The 18507-nt window shown below is 51.1% G+C and carries 18 protein-coding genes; 1 reads left to right on the top strand and 17 read right to left on the bottom strand.

What is annotated here, in order from left to right; translation table 11 throughout:
* From EYC87_RS17410 to EYC87_RS17335, 16 genes are all read right to left on the bottom strand, one after another.
* Positions 1–1173 (bottom strand): asparagine synthetase B family protein, encoded by a 1173-nt coding sequence (locus tag EYC87_RS17410; RefSeq protein ID WP_279253994.1) that lies wholly within the window; start codon positions 1171–1173, stop codon positions 1–3.
* 127 nt (positions 1174–1300) lie between these two features.
* Positions 1301–1945: an asparagine synthetase B family protein gene (locus EYC87_RS17405; protein ID WP_279253993.1), complete on the bottom strand. Its 645-nt coding sequence runs from the start codon at positions 1943–1945 to the stop codon at positions 1301–1303.
* 3 nt (positions 1946–1948) lie between these two features.
* Positions 1949–3046: a glycosyltransferase family 4 protein gene (locus EYC87_RS17400; RefSeq protein ID WP_279253992.1), complete on the bottom strand. Its 1098-nt coding sequence runs from the start codon at positions 3044–3046 to the stop codon at positions 1949–1951.
* 52 nt (positions 3047–3098) lie between these two features.
* Complete coding sequence (locus EYC87_RS17395) at positions 3099–4298, bottom strand: glycosyltransferase (RefSeq protein ID WP_279253991.1); 1200 nt, start codon at positions 4296–4298, stop codon at positions 3099–3101.
* Positions 4299–4449: 151 nt separating this feature from the next.
* Positions 4450–5046: an ElyC/SanA/YdcF family protein gene (locus EYC87_RS17390; RefSeq protein ID WP_007228291.1), complete on the bottom strand. Its 597-nt coding sequence runs from the start codon at positions 5044–5046 to the stop codon at positions 4450–4452.
* 73 nt (positions 5047–5119) lie between these two features.
* On the bottom strand, positions 5120–6259 hold the full coding sequence (locus EYC87_RS17385) for a glycosyltransferase (protein ID WP_279253990.1): 1140 nt from the start codon (positions 6257–6259) through the stop codon (positions 5120–5122).
* Between the two features lie 66 nt (positions 6260–6325).
* Entirely contained in the window at positions 6326–6751 is a 426-nt protein-coding gene (locus tag EYC87_RS17380) for an LbetaH domain-containing protein (protein ID WP_279253989.1), read from the bottom strand.
* On the bottom strand, positions 6748–8043 hold the full coding sequence (locus tag EYC87_RS17375; protein WP_279253988.1) for an oligosaccharide flippase family protein: 1296 nt from the start codon (positions 8041–8043) through the stop codon (positions 6748–6750). Before EYC87_RS17375 ends, EYC87_RS17380 begins: the two co-directional genes overlap by 4 nt.
* Positions 8044–8100: 57 nt before the next feature.
* Positions 8101–8874: a tyrosine-protein phosphatase gene (locus EYC87_RS17370; protein WP_279253987.1), complete on the bottom strand. Its 774-nt coding sequence runs from the start codon at positions 8872–8874 to the stop codon at positions 8101–8103.
* 63 nt (positions 8875–8937) lie between these two features.
* Entirely contained in the window at positions 8938–11178 is a 2241-nt protein-coding gene (locus EYC87_RS17365) for a GumC family protein (RefSeq protein WP_279253986.1), read from the bottom strand.
* Positions 11179–11718, bottom strand: coding sequence for a polysaccharide biosynthesis/export family protein (locus EYC87_RS17360; RefSeq protein WP_279253985.1), 540 nt, complete (start codon positions 11716–11718; stop codon positions 11179–11181).
* A 14-nt stretch (positions 11719–11732) separates the two neighbouring features.
* Positions 11733–12197: a hypothetical protein gene (locus tag EYC87_RS17355; protein ID WP_279253984.1), complete on the bottom strand. Its 465-nt coding sequence runs from the start codon at positions 12195–12197 to the stop codon at positions 11733–11735.
* 10 nt (positions 12198–12207) lie between these two features.
* Positions 12208–13407, bottom strand: coding sequence for an outer membrane beta-barrel protein (locus tag EYC87_RS17350; RefSeq protein WP_279253983.1), 1200 nt, complete (start codon positions 13405–13407; stop codon positions 12208–12210).
* Positions 13408–13575: 168 nt separating this feature from the next.
* Positions 13576–14985 carry an O-antigen ligase family protein gene (locus EYC87_RS17345; RefSeq protein ID WP_279253982.1) on the bottom strand — a complete coding sequence of 470 codons (1410 nt, stop codon included), beginning with the start codon at positions 14983–14985 and terminating at the stop codon, positions 13576–13578.
* 111 nt (positions 14986–15096) lie between these two features.
* Positions 15097–15534, bottom strand: coding sequence for a hypothetical protein (locus EYC87_RS17340; protein ID WP_279253981.1), 438 nt, complete (start codon positions 15532–15534; stop codon positions 15097–15099).
* Between the two features lie 177 nt (positions 15535–15711).
* Positions 15712–16191, bottom strand: a complete 480-nt coding sequence (locus EYC87_RS17335) for a lasso peptide biosynthesis B2 protein (protein ID WP_279253980.1) — start codon at positions 16189–16191, stop codon at positions 15712–15714.
* A gap of 412 nt (positions 16192–16603) precedes the next feature.
* Between EYC87_RS17335 and EYC87_RS17330 the strand changes: the two genes are divergently transcribed.
* Complete coding sequence (locus tag EYC87_RS17330) at positions 16604–18274, top strand: ABC transporter ATP-binding protein (protein ID WP_279253979.1); 1671 nt, start codon at positions 16604–16606, stop codon at positions 18272–18274.
* Positions 18275–18316: 42 nt separating this feature from the next.
* On the opposite strand, the gene EYC87_RS17325 is transcribed toward EYC87_RS17330, so the two are convergent.
* Entirely contained in the window at positions 18317–18478 is a 162-nt protein-coding gene (locus EYC87_RS17325) for a hypothetical protein (RefSeq protein WP_279253978.1), read from the bottom strand.
* Positions 18479–18507: the final 29 nt, after the last annotated feature.

The raw sequence follows: 18507 nt of genomic DNA, 5'->3' as shown, positions 1-18507 counted from the left end.
CTACTGCACCTCCAGCCAAGACTGAAACATAAGAATAGACCACAATCGATAACCGTTATTGACGCCTGCGTGACAGTGTTCCTGCCATGCAGCGCGAATGGGGGCAGGATGAAAAAAACCTTCGTTTGCTAAGCGCTCTTCATCCAAAAGATTCTCTGTCCAGTCGCGCAGCGGGCCGCGCAGCCATTGATCCAACGGAATACCAAAACCCATTTTCGGGCGCTCAATTAACTTACCGGGCACATGCCGATCGAGAAGCCGGCGCAACAGCCACTTCCCCTGCCCATGGCGCTGCTTCATGTGCATAGGCAACTGCCAGGCAAACTCCACAAGATTATGATCTAAAAAAGGTGCACGGGTTTCGAGTGAAACTGCCATAGCAGCCCTATCAACCTTCACCAGAATGTCGTCCGGCAAGTACATCATGGCATCTAGAGCCATCATCCGCTCCACGGAGTCCTCCAGCTGTGGCCAGCTTCCTCGAGTATCGAGCAGGTTAGTAGGCATATAACCGTCCACGACCACGGCATGAGCGCTGGGCCACTCGGTCATCAGAGAGACGTAGAGATCATCCACACTAGCGGAATTTGCATTGCCAAATCTCTGACCGAGCTTGTGGGCCTTATCCCCTGGCGTGGCTACGCCTCGCTTCTTGGCCCACGGGCCCAACGATTTATTAACGACGGGCGCCGGAACAGCAGTTAACAGGGCGCCGGTAAACTTGCGCATAGACGCAGGCATGAAACTCAACTTGCTGCTGAGCCGGGGCACATGAAAATGGCGGTTATACCCTGCAAACAGTTCGTCACCCCCGTCGCCTGATAGCGCAACCGTCACGTCTTTGCGCGCAAGCTGCATAACCAGATGGGTAGGGAGTTGAGAGGAATCAGCGAACGGCTCATCCCATATGCACGGCAGCTCAGGCACCAGGTTCAGGGCGTCATTTGCGCTCAGGTACAGCTCATTGTGATTCGTACCAAGGTGCTTTGCCACCGCCCGGGCATGCTCTGCCTCATTGTACTGCTCCTCATCAAAGCCGATGGTAAACGTGTTTATTGGAAGGTTGTTGTGAGCTTGCATTAACGCACAAACAGCCGAAGAATCGACCCCACCGGACAACAACGCTCCAAGTGGCACATCCGCCAGCATCTGGCCATGTACTGCCCCTAACATAACTTTTTCAAGCTCTTCCAGGGCTTCTGTGTCATTGCCTTGAAAAGGGGCGGCTGCGCCGGCCTCTGCCGCGGCCGAAAACTGCCAGTAAGGCTGAGGGACAGCCTCGGTATCCCCAGCGTTAATCTCAAGCCAGGTCCCCGCTGGAAGTTTGTATATATTCTGATATCGAGTAAGGCGCCGGGATAAAGTTATGACGCAAAAACAGAGATAAAGCGCCACGGTCGACTTCGGCGTCAAACGCCGGATGCGCCTTCAGGGCCTTTAGTTCCGAGCCGAACAGGAAGGTATTGCCCTGCCAACCATAGTAAAGCGGTTTTTCACCCAATCGATCGCGGGCGAGCAACAGAGATTGTTGTTCCCTGTCCCAAACAGCAATAGCAAACATCCCAGTAATGGCTTCAAGCGCTTGTTGAAACCCCCAAGCTTCTATACACGCAAGAAGGGTTTCAGTGTCAGAACGCCCACACCAGGCGACTGCATACAGATTGCCTCCGTTTAACTTTGCTCTCAAGTCTAAATGATTATAGATCTCTCCGTTAAATGCCAACACGTAGCGTCCACTGGCAGAGTGCATAGGTTGATGGCCGGCTTTCGTTAGATCTAAAATAGCAAGCCGTCGGTGGCCCAGTGCCACTAAAGCTTCAGGAGCATCGAGCCAGACTCCTGACACGTCAGGCCCGCGTCGAAATAAAGAGCTAGTCATCACCTCGATGACACGCTCCGAATTTTCCGACGGATCTCCGCTATAAAACCCCGCTAAGCCGCACATATTTTAGTCCCTGATAAGAGATACAGTGGCATTCAACACCCCTAACAACTTAGTAGCGCTGATCTCCAAATTATAATTACTCTCCACTATCGCTCGACCACGTCGACCCATTTTTTCTCCAATAGCTTTGTTGTCACGCAACTCAGTCAGGGCATCTACCCAGGATGCATGGTCAGTTGTTAGGTAGCCATTGTGCTCATGTTCTACAATTTCTCTGTTGATTCCGACCGGAGACGCCACCACGGGCAAGCCGCAGGCCATGTATTGGATCAACTTAAATCCACACTTACCACGCGCCCATAATTCATCAGGCAGCGGCATTATTCCAACATCAATCTGATTTAATTCAGCAACCTCAGTCTCCTCACTCCACTCAATAATATCGACTGGCACTCCGCATAAACTGCAAGGCCCAGACCCAATGAGAACCACACGCGCCTGACCACCAGAGCAAACTTCAGCTAGAGCGGGAGCGATCGCTTCGAGATATTTAGCTGTAGAAGGAGAGCCAATCCACCCAATTTTAAATACAGCATCCGCACGAGACCTTTGGCATGGCAGGGGATATGATTTTAAAGCTAAAACCGTGGGCACAACTTCGACTCTTTTCGCTCCTGCTGCACTTGCATAGTCAGCGAGATAATTGTTACCGACAATCACAACCTCAGACCCCCGCATCACATTAGAAATTTTCTTGCTTAGAAGATATCTGATAATGAACGAGCGGTGGTTATCATATTGATGAAATATCGCGTCATCGTAGTCCAATGTATAGCGAACACCGAACCATCTCAATATTCGGGTTGCTAGAGCTGGAAGGTAAGGAAAAAGTTCTTTCTCGATCACTAACATGTCATAGTCTCTCGCGCGCAGCAAAGTCCTCAACCTGCGCAAGTAAGACCTCAACACAATACCAACACTGGCTTTACCGTATTGATAGCGATGTTCGAGATAGTCATCTTCAAACAACGTAGACACATTGCAATGGAATCCAGCATCTTCAAAATATGGGACATATTGCAATGTGCGATAACGACTGCTGGCACCTTTGCGTGAATATTTAGTCAAGAATAATATCGTCGGTGCGTCTGTGACTTTCATTGATTTTTTGTCAAAACCTTTGAATTGATTCTCGGTTCTACGGATATAGACCTCAGTTTAGAGGATCACCCAACACAGATTGGTAAAGCGTCCGATAGCTTTTAACCCCAAGCTCCAAAGAAAACACTAACTCTGCTACCCTGCGGCAACGCTCAGTTAAATCAGCTTCCAGAAGAAGATCTTCCAACTCACCATAGGCTCGATGCATCTCCTCTTCAGAGTTATCTGAGACAACCACCCCCACTCTATATTCGGCTACAATCTGTGCCACATCCCCAATACCCGCGCTCACTACTACCGGCAGCCCCGAACCTAGCACTTCGGCCATGCGCGTGGGAGAGCTCCCCAACTTACTCAAGCCATCAGCAAAGAACATTACCGATAAAGAATGTCCATGCAAAACCCCTGGCATTTGCTCTGATGGACAGGCCCTGATGCTCAATCTATCACCATATTCACCCTCAGGGTCGATCTGTCTGCGAATCTCTTTTTGGTCATCAAGGGTCACGATATCAAACCTGGAGGAAGTATTCCCACGGAGTGCCACCCGCACCCAGGAAGCGAGCCAATCCATCCGAAACCAGCCACTAAGCACAGTGCCAATACAGCCGTGCACACGGGCTTGCGATTCATGCCGCTCTGATGGCTTAAACCTCTGGAGGTCTGCACAAGTAGGTATCACAATCATCTTCTGACCGGCGAGTTCATCTGGATAGGTCTGCTGTAGGTATTCAACAGCAGCTTGAGTGAGCGAAACCACACCTGCAGCTTCGCGAAGGCAGGCACGCTCCGCCCATGTAATCGCTTTATGGGCCAAACTATCACGCCGCAATCGTCGGGCGGTGATAAGTTCCTCCGGCCAGAGCGCACGCATATCAAACACAAAGGGTACCCCAGTCAATCGATGAACCAGGAGTGCGACTGCTGCCGGAATATAAGATCGAGCATGAATGAGCCTTGCTTCACCCTGCCGCACCTCTCTCCAAGCGAGCAGTGCCATATCGAGCATACTCAGAGCCGACGCTAAAAATCTGGGATGAGACCTAAAACGTCTGGGGAGCCATCGAATACCAAACGATTCACACTGCTCCATAGCTCTAGCCATAGCTCCAGCGTCTGCCATATCTGCGGCCTTCTCATAGGTAATCAGAGTGATAGTGTAATCAGCAGATAGGCCTCGCAGATAAGCAAACACCTGGCTTTGTCCCAGGGGTTCCAACAAACCAGTGCGCGTCAAATAGAGGATCTTCAAGTGCGATCAACCTTCGTTCGAAAATTTGCTGAGTTTTTTTTGCATGCCATTACCCATGCACATTTGTGCTGGAGTTCTCAGAAAAAGGGCAACGCGCTTCTCTATTTCTTGAAAGGAAAAAAAGCACGCGCATTTTTACTGTATTGCATACCTACACCCACCTCTTCAAGAACATAAAGGCGATCTTACTCGTTTCGGCCAGTACCACTTGCAGAGTGGATTCATCTGTCCACCATAGCTCTTCAGGAGACATGTAATTCGCATAGTCGCCTGAGCTCACCACCAAAATATTGACTTGCGACAGGCTAATTCGTGAATGAAAGATCAATGAGGCTCGTCTTGTATGGTACGGATCAGTGATGATCAACAAGCTACTCACCCTATTCTCTAAGCAAAATTGCTCCACAAGCTCGGCATCACTTAACGTGTTTGTGGAACCTTCCAAAACCCTCACATCCTTACCGTCAATAGCACAGTCCAGACATAAATTTTTCTGTATATGCTCCCACGCACTTTTTTTACCATCTACGAGCAGCAATTGACTAACAAAGCCGGCGTCATACAAGGACAGGCCAGCGCGTAAACGGCTACCCCCTCCTCCTCCCAATACCACCCCGACCTCTGCCTTTTCTGGCTGATTAGCTAAAACAAGCCAGTCTGGAATTCGGAAAACTAACAGTGCAATAACAGTGTATGTTGCTAAGGTGCCAACACTCAGTCCAAGCAGAAACGCAGTAAATCGACTCAATCTCAATTACCAAATAATCTATCTTTAAATTCGTGCCCTTCCAGTTTATCTAAAAAGGATTGCTGTACGGCAGTTATTGTGGACCCGATGCCTCTCGCTTTTTTGTGGGGAACATGAGATCAAGGTATTTCTCAGCCGCTATGTGAGGCTCGAATGCTTGCGCCCTTTGAATCAGTCGATTAGCATCATGAACTCGACCAAGTGATGTCTCCATGGCATCTGCTAACGCTGTTGCATCACCAACAGGAACCAACGCTCCATAGCGTCCGTCTTGCAAAATTTCAGCTGGACCGGAGGGGCAATCGGTGGACACAACTGGCGTACCGCAGGCTAGCGCCTCGACGATCACATTACCAAAGCCTTCATAATCGGACGACAGCACAAAAAGGTCAGCCGTACAATAAAATGAAGTTGGATCATTGTGGAACCCTGCAAAAATCACTTGCTCGCTAATTCCCAACTCATGCGCCATAGTCCGCAGCTTGGTCTCACCGTCTCCTGCACCCAGAAAGATGAGCCGCGCTTCGGTTCTATTCTGGATAAGCTTAGCAAAGGCGCGCAATAAAAGAGGATGATTTTTGACCGGTTTAAAGCTTCCTACCGTGAGAATTCTCGCGCCAGGTGGGACACCCCATCGCGCGTCGATCTCAGCTAATACCTGCAGATCGGGTTTCGGTCTGGGGGCAACCGGATTGTTGACCACCTGAAAGTCACTCTCGGGCATCTTGGCCAGAAGCGCGATGTCTCTAACGACACCTACGGATACGCCGATGCGTGCATCTGCAAGGCGATAACCCATAGCCATGCTGGCACGCAAGGCCATACGATGAGCCTTACCCCAAGTCATATATTGTGCAGACAATATCCCATGCTCGCTCACAGTGACATTGCCACGGAAACCAGATATGCGCGCCACGAGGGCTGCAATTGTTGTCAACGGCCATATCCCCACTAGTAGCGCATCAGGCTGTGCATGACGTAAGTAACGGGCAAGGGGCAGCGCCAACTGCCGAGCACGTTGCGCGCCTAGATCGATCACCGGAAATAAAGATCCCGCCTCGGTCAGAAGCTCACCCTCGGCTCGCATCAGCACAAATACCACCTCATGGCCGGCGCAAAAAAACTCGTGGGCGAGATCGATACTCACACGCTCAGCGCCACCGCCAGCGAGGTCAGGAAGAAGAATGGCAATTCTTTTTGGCTCATGTTTCATCTGGGAAAAATATCAAATCTCACAGGCAGAAAAAACGATATCAACACATCCTATCTACTAGACAATTTATGCGGTATTTCTCAAACATCGAACTGCCTTGGCAGGCAGCCCCACCGCCAACATTCCGTCCGGAATGTTTGACCTAACAAGCGCATGGGCGCCAATCACAGCACCGTCGCCCACTATGAAGGAACCATCACCGATATAACAATCATCACCGATCACAATCTCCCCCCCTTGGGCAATTAGTACCGCATTCCTTCCGATGGACACCCTCTTCCCAAGCTGAATAATTCCGCCATCAGTCGCTCGAAGCTCCACGCCTTTTCCAAAATTATACTTACCTTGAATTTTTATACTTGCATTTAAAGTGGTACCTAAACGTATAGAAGCGGAATTCCATTTCTTTTTAGACCGTGTTAATCCTGAACCAAGCTTACGCGTGAAGAGGATCCAATGCTTTTTCATCATCCATTCACGAGAACGTGTCATGATCGCCACCCGAACTTCAAACCACCGATGACCGACGAGTCTAGAGATAAAACCCTTCTTGCCCGAAAAAACATTACCGCATTCCACGCAATGAAGACTATAGAACTGGCAATTGCCGCCCCTTCTGCATCAGTCATCGCAACTAGTGGAGGAGCGATAACAAAAAACACAAGTAATGAAAAACCTAGACTGCGCGTCACAAGCCGTTCATGGCCAGTCATATTCAACAAGGTAGCACCCGGACCAAAAAAAGACCCTACAATTGCTCCCCCCCCAAGAACGAGAAGTATAGAGTTGGCCTCACGAAACTCATCACCAAACAGAAACCCCAGAATATCCTCACCAAAAAAGATAAAGGGGAGCGTCAATAAAAACACACCCAAAACCATAGCCAGACTGGCCAAACCTAACAGTTGCTGCAACTTGTGCTGCTCTTGCGCGCTGTGAAGCTGTGCAAAAATGGGGGAAAACACTATATTGATTAGCGTAAGCGGAAATGTCAGCAATAGGTACACTGAACTGCCCACCCGATAAATACCTACCAGGTATGTGCTAGCCAACACCCCCAAGACCAAAATTGGCAGGTTGCCCTGCACAACACGCATGGCCTCAGTCAACGCCATTGGCCATGCACCTTGGAACCACTGCGCCGATTGCGCGTGAGTGACATCTAGCGGCGACACCTTGGGTAATACTCGCTGTAGTAAAAAATAAGCAACGAGAGCGGAAAGCGCTACTGCCAGAACCTGCAGCGCCATTGCTCCCTGAGGCCCAACAGCTGAAGGATAGCTAACTACACCCACGTACAGAAAGAGCGAGTAGAACAACGGCCGGAAAATTGCCTCTGGGAGTTGCCCTTTTACAATGTGCTGAAGCCCTCGTAATGCTGAGCCATAAATATTGGCCAGGGGCGTAAGTATCACGATAAGCAGACCGGCCACAACGGCATATAGCAGAGTAATTCCTGAGGAATCCTTCTGCCAATAGGCAGCTATGATTCCAACAGTTGCGGCCGGTAATGCGAGCAGGCAAACCGTGCGGCTACACCATCGCAGCAGCGCATAAAGCCCTGCCCAATCGTTATTTGTATAAGCCCTGGCAGACTCGCGCGTGACAAGTTGCGGCAGACCAAATGCTGCAAAAGTCATGGCTATAGAAATAATCGACATGGCAAGCCCATAGATGCCATAACCTTCTACCCCGAGCGCACGAGCCAATTGCACCCCCACCAGAAAACTCAAACCCATGCCAGCTGTGCGGATACCGGCACTGCCCAAGAGCGCTCTTAGCAAAGTAGGACTCAATCCTTGATCCGACAAGTAGGCCTTCATCAATAGGAACATCTCAAACTACTCAGATACTACTGAGTCGAACGGCGTCAAGGGCGCAAGCGACTGCCCATGAAACTGGCTGGAAATGATACTGGCGGGAGTGCTCTGCATCAGGCGGTGTGCGCGCTCCACGCCATAAACTTCACTGGTATGAGTAAAAGCCTCCTTAAGTACCGGAGGGCGAGCCTTTTCATTGTGGCCATCGCTCGCGATAACAGTTATCGCATCATCATCAAGTAACTGTCGTGCGATAGTCTGAGCGCCGTCGCCAAATGCGCCAATAATCGAACCGGCAGTTACCTGCAGCCAGCAATCCGCATCAATAAAGGGTTGCAACAGCGCCGGATCTTTCATTACCTGCTTGTTGCGCTCGGGGTGAGCGATTAATGGTCGTATTTTCCTATTCATCAACCACTGCACCAGTTTATCGCTGCCGGGGATGATATGGCTGTGGGGGAATTCCAGCAGCATTATTTCATAGCCGTCCACTTCACCGTAGAAAGGGATTTGGTTGTTTGTGATCTGGGTAATAATTTCGTCGGTTAAGCGTACCTCAGCGGCGAAGCCAAGATGCAGCGGGATGCACTGTTGGGCTACTGCTCGTTGCAATTTGGCGAATTTTACCTGGATAGATTTGCGAGTGTTTTCCCAGCGGCCGGGATGAATGTGAGGAGTGCAGATGGCGTGCGTGGTGCCGGAGGAAGCAGCCAGGCGACAGAGCTCCAGGGACTGCTCTAAGGTGTCTGGGCCATCATCTACACCAGGAAGTAAGTGGGCGTGAAGATCGATCACGTTATGGAACCACCTAACCGGTTGCTGGAATGACGGCCCGCCTCATTCTCGGAAAAGACCAGCTTAGTGAGTTTCTGATTGTGAGGCATAGTAGTCGCCATACTCATAGCCACTGCCGTAATAGCTACGGGCTTTTTTAGCATCAAACTGGTTGAGTATTACACCTGTGAGTGGCTCGTTATTCGCGACAATAGCAGCAATTCCTTTTCTGGCCTGGGTAGCGGACGTCGAATTTGCCTCCACTAAATAGATAACTGAATCGGCGTAGCTGGCCAGTATTAAGGCATCGCTCACTGCCTGCACCGGCGCGGAGTCGATCACTATTCGATCAAAGCGCTCTTTCAGCTGCTCCAAAGCGTTCACGAAGAGCCTGGAACTGATCATTTCAAGCGGATTGGGTGGAATGATGCCCGCGGGCATCACATAAATACCCAACTCCTCTACATTTTCGATACAACTATCCAAAGACGCTGCACCAGACACAAAGTGACTGAGGCCCTGCTGGTTAGGTGTCAGATTACACATTCTGGCCAAGCTAGGCCGCCGCAGGTCGGCACCAATTACCAACGTGTTCTCCATTTGCCCAAAAGCAGCACCAAGGTTGAGAACCGTTGTCGACTTACCTTCACCAGGTAGCGTGGATGTCACCACAATAATTTTAGCCGGGTCATCGAGGCTACTGAGTACTACACCGGTGCGAATCGTTCTAATAGCCTCGGCATATATGCCCTGCGGGTTCTGCCAAACTTGCTCAAACGAACCTTCGTTATCGATTTTCATTTTGGGAATGGTGCCCAGCATCGATGAACTGAGCTTCTCATGTATATCCTCAGGGCGCTTAACGGTGTTATCGAGTATGTCTAGCAATATGGCAACTGCACAACCAAACAGTAGGCTAACGACCAATGCTGCCATTACGATAAGCCGCTTTTTTGGCCGCACCGGTGAACCCGGGACCGCGGCACTATCAACGATACGGGCATGTGGCTTTTCGAAGCCACCTGTTTCGCTCACATTTTTAATCCGCGTGAAGAAGATATTGTACAGCTGCAGATTTGTATCAACTTCCCGCTGCAACTCCTGCAGACGGAATTCAACGCGATTGAACTCCTGCATCTCGCTTTTACGCGCCTCCCAGGAAGCTTCTAGCTCTTCTTCATTACGCAGGGCTAGCTCATATTCTCGACTAATACCCGAAACCACCTTGCGTACCTCGGTAGCGAGATCCCTGGTTGCAGCGTTAAGATCTGACTGTGCGGAGATTATTTTTGGGTGTTTTTGGCCGTAGCGTTTACCCAATTCAGACAAACGACGTTCCGCCAAAGACTGCTCACGCTTGATGTCGCGAATCACCTGGTGCTGCAACACGGCAGGCACGGTCATCAGCTCTTCAGTGGTGGTGCTGCCCATACTCTCTACATCGTCTTTGATGTTCTGGGCTTCTATACGCGCCTCTCGCGCTTGTTCCATACGCAACGACAGTAGCTGTAACTCGCTTCCACCGGAGCCAGTTACGCCGGCAATGTCTACCAGCCCCTCCTCATCACGAAAAGCCTGCAAGGCCATCTCGCTCTGACCGAGGCTTTCCTTAAGGTCTTCTAGTCGAGTGGTGAGCCACTGTGTAGCCTGCAGGGTGCCCTCCAGCCGATTTTCAAGATTGCTGTCAATAAAGGCCTGTGCGGCTGCGTTTACTATCTCGGCTGTTAAGCGGGCATCTGTCGATTCAAAACTAAGGTAGGCAATATGACTGTAATCTACGGGAGAAACATCCAGTCCGCTGACTACATATCCGGTGGCTCGTTTAATATCGAGTGCTTCTTGCTGCTCCTCGGTCAACTGCAGCGGTGGCTCTTTGCTCCGCGCCGGTAACAGAGTTTTTAAGCTAAATCCTGCCTCTTTTTCGGCCGCCTTCGCCGCAGAAGATGCAAAATAAGGGTGTTTGTGCAGGTTTAGCTTGCGCACCACCCGCTCGGCCAAGCTGCGGCTTTTCAGAATTTCAAACTGGGTCTGGTAGTAGTCATAACCCTGGTGACCCATAGTGTACACCTGCTCAACATTTACCACGTTGGCTTCCTGGGTTTCCATTACTATGGACGCAGACGCGCGATAAATGGGCTCGAGGGTGTACACCCAAAGTCCGGCGAGCAGTGTCAACGCAAACCCCAGCCCTACTATCGGCCACTTGTAATGCAATATTGCACGTAGGTAACGCGCCAAATCGATGACCTCATCACCAAGAGACACACGCATACCTTGCGCCGACTGAGGCATCATTTGCTGGTTCTGGCCGAGAAACTCGTTCATCTAAAAAAAGGTGTCCTGCACGGTGATTATGTCTCCGGGCTGCACCCGGTAATCCAGCCCCACCTCTTGCTCTTCGCGGTTCGGGTCTTTATCGGCTATAACAAGAATGCGCTTCTTGTTAGCGCGCTCAGTGAACCCCCCCGCCAGCGAAATTGCCTTACGCAGTGTCAAGCCGGGCTGAAAATCCACCCCTCCCGGGCGATTTACCTCGCCATTGATAAAAAACGGGCGATAGCGCGTTACACTAACGGAAACACGGGGATCAATCAGATAATCAGGCTTTAAACCGTCCACCAACAACTGCTGTAATTGTCCTGAAGTTTTACCAGTGACTTTGAACTCACCCAAAAAAGGATAAGAAATACGACCATTTTGGCCAATTAGCAGATTCCCAAAGGTGAGATCAGGCTCACCATAAACATAGATTCGAATGGAGTCGCCCGCATTGAGCGTATAGCCGGCGGCATCCTGCCCCTGCACAAAGCCACCTACCATTAGCGTGCCTAGCAACGCCAGTATGTATCCAATCCGTTTGATCACGAGAGCTTTCAACCTCAGTTAGTGGCGGGTTGCAGAGCGACGAAACGAGCCTGTGCCTGTTCCAGCATCTCGCCACCTCCACTCATTCGAGACGAATACTCTATCATTTCTGCCCAGCCCTGTCGGTAGGCGGGACGCTGCTCTAAAGCTTGTAATTGAGTCGCAGCCGCGCTTTTATTATAGGCAAGGCGCTGCGCAACGTCGTCCGAAGCATACCCCCTCCAAGACAGAAAATAAGCTTGCTCAGCAAGATAATTGGGCTTCGAAGGCGAGCGTTGTAGTAACGATTCCAGCCGCTGTCCGGTGAGATCAATCGTTTGAACAGTTGGCTGGTAGCTTTCTCTCCCCCAGAAAGAGAGCTGAGTAGCCGCTGTGGTAAAAACCAGGTCGTCGCAGACGGTGCGTGCGCCCTCCAAACCCAGAACTGCAACCAGTATCAGCACCGGCGATGCAAAAAACAGCCTCGCGCTACGAATCACAGGTTACTCATTACAAGCTAAACTTCGCTTCCACAAAGACCGTGCTACGGTCGTAATCATATAACTCGAAATCTGAGTCACGCTCTTCGTAGCGGTAACCTGCAATCAAATCCGCCCAACGACGCAACGAGTACTTGAACACAGCTTCTACTCCGCGCAGATCGTCTTCACGCTCCGAGCCTGAGTAATCATCGTTTTGAAGCAATACGGAAAGCTGAGTGCTCGAGCGACTGTTCCAGTCATGGTCCCAGTTTAAGCGCGATTTCTGAGTATTTATTGAATCACCAATGCCAGTAGTTTCTTGACTGAGGCGCTTGGACGCCAGATGAAAAACCGAATAGGTCCGAGGTTTATAATACACATCAACCTCCCACGAAAACCCATCGTCGTCTTGGCGCTTTTGTGACTTGTATGTCCTCTCAAAATTGCCCAGTTTGATGCTGCCAGCGGTTTTCGCACTGGAGTCCCAAGTTATGCCCAAGAAATAATTATATTCATCACTGTCATAGCTCCCGCCAAGACGCAGAGGATCTACCTCTTCATAGCGCGCCTCCTGATACTTCACCTCAGCTAAAACATCTGTCTTGCCGGTCACTTTCCAAAAAAAAGTTCCTGCTAGTTGGTTCGTCGTGTGATTTCGATATTGCGTAAGGTCTTGAAAGTTTTGGTACTCTTTATCTAGATACTGCGCATCGACTAGCACTCGACCCTTAGACCCATCATTGCCGAGCGTATAGTCTGTACCCAGGGTATCGCGCTGGAATTCAACAGGCTCGTCTATGAGGCTTGCAACGCCCTCAGACAATCCAGTACCGCGCTCTTCATGAGCATCCATGAACTCACCGTAAACATTCCATACGTTTTTAGCATTGAATTCATGATGAACGTCAATATTGAACTGGTGATCGATGAAGTCGTCGTCACTGCTATCAAAATAGCGCCAGTCAGCGAGTTTATAAGCAATTGAGTAGGTATTAATCCCGTTTTGCAGCCAGGCCTGTACCTCTGGCTCTATGACAGTCAAGCCGGTTTCTTTTGGGTTGTCGGGGGTACGAAACAGGTTGTCGACGTATTCAACCCGCGTATCCAGGGTAGGGGTCACATAAACTGAGCCCCAGTTGAGGTTGGCAGGCTCCAGCGCAAACAGTGGTGCGCATGTTGCTAAAGCTCCCACTCGAATTATGTGGCAAAAAAATCTACCGTACTTCATTGCTGATGAAGTTCCTCGATCGTATTGCTAATTCGGCAATCACGTGTGTGAATTCCATTTAGCGACACCATAATACCCTTTTTTTCTTAAAAACTTCGATCCAAAAAAGATGGCAAATTTCCGCAAAGCCCGCTCCTTGCTTCGCAATATGCAATATACAAATTCAAGCTAATCCTTTGCTGATAAGCCATGCGACGGCTTAACTCCAGCGCTTTGCAAAGACCCTGCCACTGCGGCTAATGCCAGAATAGTCACAAACGTTAGTGCGTTAGCAGGAATCTGTAAATTGAAGTCTGCGGTGGAATGAATCCCCCCCCAAACCGCCGTCATCAGAACAGCAAAAGCGGTACCTTTGAGCACGGGTGCCCGGCGCTTTACAAGCACCTGAAACGCCTGGCGAGCGGTCAATAACACGACGAGCATCAACACGATAGTCGCAGGAATGCCTAGCTCTACGGCGAACTCGAGGTAATCGTTATGAGCATGGTCATAAAAGCCCCGCAAGTCTGATGGCTGGAAATTGGGAAAAATTCCATAGAACGAACCACCGCCTGATCCTGTAAGCGGAAAGCGCTCGAGATAATCCCAAGTGTAAGCATTGGACCATAATCGCCCCTCAGTCTCGGGACGGGTTTGCTCGATACGCTGTACCAGCTTGTCAAAGCCAAACCATCGACCGAGAATGAGCGTGTCTACCAAAATCAAGCTGCCCAAAAAAGCCATTATACGGGGAGAAAAACGGCCGCTTGCTCGCATGTACAGCAGTCCAGTAATCGACAGGGCAGCAAAAAATGCAATATTACCCATGCGAGAGCGCGTGAGCACCAGGGCAATTACCATGACGGCTAAATATATGCGCAAACGAATCTTGGGACTCATCAACATCCGCAACCAACCCTCGAGTCGATGCTTCCAATTAGCCGGTCGGTGAACCGAAAGCTGCGACAGCAACAGCCCAATACCCGCCGAAAGACACATCACCAGGTAGCCGGCCAAGTGATTCCGGTTAACGAATGTACCGGTGGCGACTCCCTGCCCAGCGTACTTCTCTACAAAAAAGCCATATTCAACGCCACTGAGCACCATGAAGGCACCATAGGCGGCCTGAAAGGTGCCGCTGAATACCAAAATCTGCAATAACAAACGCAGCCTACTCTGGCTGTTAACGAGTGCGGTAGTAAGAAAAAAACCGGCGGTAAGTGCGCAACCTTGAAGCAAATAAAAGCGAGTGGCAGCGACATCCAGTGAAAGTGTTAGCCAGCCCTGCTGTATGTGCCACGCATAAGCCTGCGGAGACAACGCCTCAATCACGACGCGCGGCAGCGGAATACACTGCAAAAGCAACCAAAGCTGCACTAATGCCAGCAGAGTAAACGGCAGCCGCATTTGCCGCCAAGCTTCTCGTGACAGCTGAACCCTACCTGCGGCAAACAGTAACAACCAGAGGAACATTACCACCGACAGCAGCAATACCATTAGCCCCGCGCCCCATGGCCGATTGGAGGCAAATGGTAGTGGCACCCAAACGAGAATCGCGAGATATACCGCAAATAAGCCTGACTCCAATCGATTCAGCATTTAACCCACTCAGCCAATGTTAATCGTTGTTATAAGCAATCGATAAAGATACAGCGTCATTCAAACATGAAAAGGCAGCATTACTGCTGCTGGCACGGTCTCTGCAACCACTTAGTTTGCAGGGCTCACAGGTGAGCTGAGCCCACCGCCGCCCGGTGTATCGACGGCATCGCTGTTAATGAAGGGCTGAGACATAAGTTGCACGTACTGCTCCATCGCAGTATCCAGCACATTTTCATCCACGTCCGTACTCCGCAATACAGCAGCGACGGCTTCCGCTTCGGGAAGGCTGGTAGCAGAGGCAATGCCAGCCATGGCAAACGCATCACTTTCGCCCTCGCCTCCGGCTTCAACGGCTGCGAGCGTCGCTTGTATAAGCGAGAAACTGAACGGCTCTCGCATCAGACTTTCAATTACAACCCCGTGATCATTGCCATTATCTAAGGAGGCAATTACCACTTCAGTCACCTGTTCGCTAGCAGCTGACGCGTAGAAGCTAGATACGGCTAATAACCATGCGAATCCGATACTCCAGATAATCTTCTTCAAGTTGCGCTCCATTAGACGGGGAAAGACGGACGGCCCTTCATTGTAACAAGCCTGCAGGGGGTGCAGTCCAGTTCCGCTAAACTGCCGAAATCGGCATAACCGCAGCAAAAGTCGCAACCGCTCCTATCAACAAAGATTGCGAGGCAAGCACTTGTAAGTATCACCAGCAGTCCTCGATCAAAGCGCTTCCCAACTATACACAGAGACAACCGCAAACTGCTCTACGCCTCCTCCACCGTTAACTATTTGATCTCCTGATTGCAGCCAGGCATGGGCATAAAGACCTGTAGCAGCGGTTCCGGGGCACGCTACTTGCTGGTCGCCCTTGCGCACACCAAGATAGATTTGACCTGGGATATTCTTTTTCAACAGTAATCGCTGGACGACCAACACCTGGGTAAGGCAGAGACTCTGCCACGGAGTGACGCGTGCAGCGCCTGCAACCAAACGCCCAATAGCGACAGCCTCCCTTTGTTGATTCTCGCGGAGCGGAGCACTAGGTTGCGCTTGAGCATGGTGCTGCAAAGGCAAAGTTAAACGCTTTAAGGGAAAGCAAAGCACAGCGGCACGGAAAAAACCCAACAAAAACCAAGCCTTAAGCAGCAGTAATTTATGTCGTGCAGGGAGAGAAAAAAATTGACTTAGAGGTATGGACACATGCAGGAGCAGAGTTGTGGGTTGCGGATAGACACGTTCTCGACTTCAGGGTTATTTCCCAATGTGTAATTTTCGTCATACATTGAACTGCGCCTTATGGGGACTAAATCTTCAAACCTGGTTGTCCTTGGCTGAAAGCCTAACATCCGTTGCGCTTCCCTTCTCAAAAACTATAGCGATTTTCGATCTACGCCACAAGAATTGAACAGGGTACTACCGAATGGGTTAGGACTTCCGGTGGCGAATCCACAGCGACGGGGCAAACTTAGCACTTCGCTTATCTAACGAGTGGGTTGGATGCATCGCTGCCGTTATACTGACGTTGTGCTTCAGGAACTGGTTGAGCACAAGAGTAGCCTAACTCCACCACAATTGTGTAGGCTGGCATGCTTAACGGCACACATGCAAAACAATGAATTTCCGCACACTACTGAGCTATATCACTCCTCCAAAGGTACCGCTGCTGATATGCGCTGTGCTGATGCTGGGAGGTGTCTGCATTTCCCTTATCAATCCGCTGGTCGCCGGGGAACTCACCCGCAAGCTGCTAGGCGAAGCAAACGCGGCAGGATATAGCACCGCGCTCATTATTTTAGCCTGGGGGGCCTTATTTGCTGCCCGCAGCTTGCTTGAGCTCGCCAACGGCTACTACTTGGGTCTGGTAGGGGAGCGCATGGCCACCGAGTTGCGCAATCGGGTTTATGAACATATGCAACTGCTGCCATTACCCTGGCATCAGGCCCGCAGGCGAGGCCAGGTGCTCACCCTGCTGATCAACGATACAGACATGATCAGCGACTTCGTCACCGGCACTGTGTTGCCACTACTACCAACGTCTCTGACCCTGCTGGGCGCTTTTCTGATGATGACCAGCCTGGACCCGAGCATCGCTATACTGGTGATGTGCGGCATGCCGCTTTACTTTCTTCTGCTGAAAATTATCGGCCGCAAAATGCGTCCCCTGTCGCGGACCTGGGTTGATCAATACAGCGAGCTGATTTCTCGCGCCGAAGAAAACCTCTCGCTGCTGGCGGCTATCAAATCTTTTTCCCGGGAGCGTCTGGAAAGGGATGCCTTCCGCCAGGAGAACAAACAACTGGAACGCACCTGGCAGCGACAACTGAAGTTACAGACCTTGCTGTCGCCGGCGGTGGACCTGCTGGCGGGCGCCGGGGTGCTCGCCATGCTGTGGCTGGGCAGCCGCCACATAGAACAGGGCCAGCTGGAGCCCGCCGAGTTGGTCAGTTTACTGTTGTATGCCAGCCTGCTGATTGCACCACTGCGCAACCTGGCGGATGTCTATGGCCGCCTGCAAAAAGCCAGGGGAGCAGCGGAGCGCCTGCTGGAATTATTCAGCGAGCAACCGGAGCCGCTCGATAACGGCGGCCGCCTTTTGCCACCGGTCAAGGGCAGCATTGTGTTTGCTGATGTCGAATATGCCTACCCCGGGCGCGAGCCCGTGTTCAAAAACCTGAATCTGACGATAGATGCCGGCGAAACGGTGGCAATAACCGGTGAAAATGGCGCTGGTAAAAGCACCATCGCACACCTTCTGATGCGTTTTATCTCAGCATCTGCAGGTCGTATCCTGATAGACGGCCACGATATCAGCACAGCGGAGCTAGGCAGTGTTAGGGCGCAGATAGGTCTCGTGGCCCAGCACGTGCTGCTGCTAAACGGCACTATAGCCGACAACATTGCCTACAGCCGGCCATGGGCTTCGCAGGAAGATATTCGCAAAGCCGCTCGCGCTGCGCACGCGGCAGACTTCATCGAGGCACTGCCAAAGCGGTACGAGACGCTCATAGGCGATGAGGGTGTCAAGCTGTCGGGCGGTCAGCGCCAGCGTCTGTCACTGGCTCGCACTTTATTGAAGGACCCACCGATCCTAATACTGGATGAGGCCACCGCCATGTTCGACCCGGTCGGGGAGGCGAGCTTTATCAGTGAATGCCTTGAGCTGATCAGCCAACGTACGGTGATTTTGATTACCCACAGGCCGGCTAGTCTTGCGCTGGCGGACAGGGTGTTGAGTTTGGCGGATGGGGGTTTAGTACCGGCGGATCAGGCTAGCGGCACTTAGAGCTAGCTTCGTGGCCGTGTAAAGCGGACAACGTAAGAGCTGCTATTTCTTTGTGCCTACCTCGCCGTCCGCGTCCTTTCCTTTATTACCAGATCCCTGTGTCACATGAGAAATCTCACCAAACCGCTCCAGTCGCGGCGTTTTGTAGCGACGCCCCGACCCCACTGAAGCCGGCAGCTGAACACTCTCTTCATGTTTATCCACTGGCTACTCTCCCGAAATGATAAATTCTT

Source organism: Candidatus Seongchinamella marina, assembly GCF_026262685.1.
Taxonomy (GTDB): domain Bacteria; phylum Pseudomonadota; class Gammaproteobacteria; order Pseudomonadales; family Halieaceae; genus Halioglobus; species Halioglobus marinus.
The sequence above is the reverse complement of the archived record's forward strand: the minus strand, read 5'-3'. Positions and strand labels throughout refer to the sequence as shown.